The 2,258-nt window shown below is 50.9% G+C and carries 4 protein-coding genes and 1 pseudogene; 4 read left to right on the forward strand and 1 reads right to left on the reverse strand.

The genetic code is table 11. From position 1 onward, the window contains the following. The 4 genes and pseudogenes from ACR0P9_RS11285 to ACR0P9_RS11300 all read left to right on the forward strand — a co-directional run. Positions 1-576: pseudogene (locus ACR0P9_RS11285) on the forward strand (nucleotidyltransferase); the annotation flags it as partial. A 16-nt stretch (positions 577-592) separates the two neighbouring features. Continuing rightward, positions 593-1,126, forward strand: a complete 534-nt coding sequence (locus ACR0P9_RS11290) for a hypothetical protein (protein WP_432620202.1) — start codon at positions 593-595, stop codon at positions 1,124-1,126. A gap of 133 nt (positions 1,127-1,259) precedes the next feature. Then, positions 1,260-1,493 (forward strand): preprotein translocase subunit SecG, encoded by a 234-nt coding sequence (gene secG, locus ACR0P9_RS11295; RefSeq protein WP_432620204.1) that lies wholly within the window; start codon positions 1,260-1,262, stop codon positions 1,491-1,493. Positions 1,494-1,578: 85 nt separating this feature from the next. After that, a complete protein-coding gene (locus ACR0P9_RS11300) occupies positions 1,579-1,875 on the forward strand; it encodes a hypothetical protein (protein WP_432620206.1) in 297 nt (98 codons plus the stop codon). A 34-nt stretch (positions 1,876-1,909) separates the two neighbouring features. Here the strand turns inward: ACR0P9_RS11300 and ACR0P9_RS11305 are convergent. Further along, positions 1,910-2,258, reverse strand: a 349-nt coding sequence (locus ACR0P9_RS11305) for a nucleoside deaminase (protein ID WP_432620208.1), incomplete at its 5' end; no start/stop codon positions are given.

Consider the following 2,258-nt stretch of genomic DNA (forward strand, 5'->3'; position numbering starts at 1 on the left):
CGCGGTGTCGTCAATGAGCCGTTCGCTGTGATCAACGCAGACGATTTCTATGGCGCAGAGGCATTCCAGTGCCTGTACGATTATCTGAAGGATGCACAGGACGATGACAAGTATCGGTACTGCATGGTCGGCTATCGCGTAGAAAACACGCTGACCGAAAACGGCACGGTATCCCGCGGCATCTGTGAAGCGGATGCAAACGGGTATCTGGCAGATATTGTCGAGCGCACGGCTATCTCCCGCGATGCAAACGGTGTGATTTCCGATCCGGAAGCCGGAGAAATCGCTGAGGGCACGTTGGTTTCCATGAACATGTGGGGCTTTACGCCGTCCTTCCTCGACGAGCTGGAATCCGGTCTGCGTACCTTTATGACGGAAGAGCTTCCGAAAAATCCGGCAAAGGGCGAATACTATCTGCCGTTTGCTGTCGATCATCTGATTCAGAACGGTCAAGCTACCGCCAAGGTCTTGCAGACTTCCGCCCAGTGGTACGGCGTGACCTACAAAGAGGACAAGCCTGTTGTTGTGGACGCTCTGCGCCGCATGACAGAAGCCGGTCTGTACCCGGCAGAATAACAAAGGAGGCGGTTTCATGCCGACATCCCTCAAAGCACAAGCCTATCTCTCTGCCTTCCAAGAGGATATGCAGCCGCATTTCCATCTGGTTCCGCAAGCAGAATACCAAGACAGAACCTTTCCGCTGTACGCCGTTTTACAGATCGAGGAAAACTCCACGCTACTGTTCCGCAACGGAAAATCTGCCATCTCGTATGAGTTTTGCTATTTCGATGTGTGCGACACATTTGACGCCGCGCAGCTCGCCTATTACTGCGATATTTTGGAGGATATGGCAGCGCGGTATGTTCCTTGGAGCGAACGCAGCCATAGCTTTTCCATGCTAAGCATGGTCGTCTTGACGGACGGTGAACCGAACAAGGATGTGCTCAAGCAGCTGAAAAAATACAAGCACGAAGAAAAACGCAAGAAGCCGGAAGATGGATATGGCTGGTGCAGCAATCGTCTGTGCATCGTGGATGTAAACACCGGTGTCTGCTATACCAATCGGCACGGCAGCGCGCTGGCAAACCGCGTCAAGCTGACCACCCAGCGCATCGCAAACCAATGAATTTCCCTTCTCAAGAGAAATTTTCTTGAAAATCCATCAGACATGTGCTATGATTAGTTTACTGTCTAAAAATATCTGGCACGGCGTTTGGTTCTGCCGTTGCTTTTACAATCATTTCGGAGGTTGAATTTTCATGGTTGTTACTGTCCTGTCTGTGATTCAGGTCATCGCTTGCCTGTTTCTCATCGTTACCATTCTGCTGCAGAAGGCACCGAGCCGCGGCATGTCCGGCGCTCTGTCCGGTCAGCAGGAGACTTTCTTCGGTTCCAACAAGGCAACCGGCATTGAGGCGATTCTGGCAAACCTGACCAAGATCTTTGGCGTTGTCTTTGTTGTCGTTTCTCTGATTCTTGTCCTGCTGGGATAAGTCTTTCCAACAAGCACCAAAGCGGATGGGGAAATTCTCCATCCGCTTTTCTGTATTTTCTCGTATTATTTTGGGAGGAATCCGTATGAAAACACTGATGATTTTGTTTCTCGTCGGCTTTTTGATTTTTGGCGCGATTGGCTTGTATTTCCGTCTGACCCACGACTGGAACAAACTCGCCGCCGAGTCCGACAAGCTGGATGAAAATTCCACGGCCAAGCGTGACGGACGCGCCATGCAGCTGGGCAAGGGTCTGGACATCGATGCAGAAAAAGCCGAGAAAAAAGCCGATGTGAAATTCCGCCGACAGCTGACGTTTTCCATCTTGGCTGTTATCTGTCTGGCAGCCGCCATCGTCTGCGGCGCATTGATGCAGATGTGAGAAAAAGGGCTTTCCGAATGGAAAGCTCTTTTTCTTATCCCTCTTGCTTTTCCTGTTCCAAAAGCCGCTGCAATTTCCGCTGTTCCTTGCGCTTTTTGCGCAAATCCCGAAAGAAATCGGTCAAAATTCCCGAGCACTGCTCTTTCATCAGACCTTTTACAATTTCCGGTTTATGGTTATACGCGACATCAAACAAATTGATGAGACTGCCGCAGGAACCTGCCTTGCTATCATCCGCACCATAATACACCGTGCGAATCCGCGCATTGATAATCGCACCGGCGCACATGGGGCACGGTTCCAGCGTCACATACAAATCGCACTTGTGCAGCCGCCAGCCGCCCAATTTTTTACACGCTTTTCCAATCGCTTCGATTTCCGCA

The sequence above is a fragment of the Butyricicoccus sp. genome, assembly GCF_050872565.1.
Classification (GTDB): domain Bacteria; phylum Bacillota; class Clostridia; order Oscillospirales; family Butyricicoccaceae; genus Butyricicoccus_A.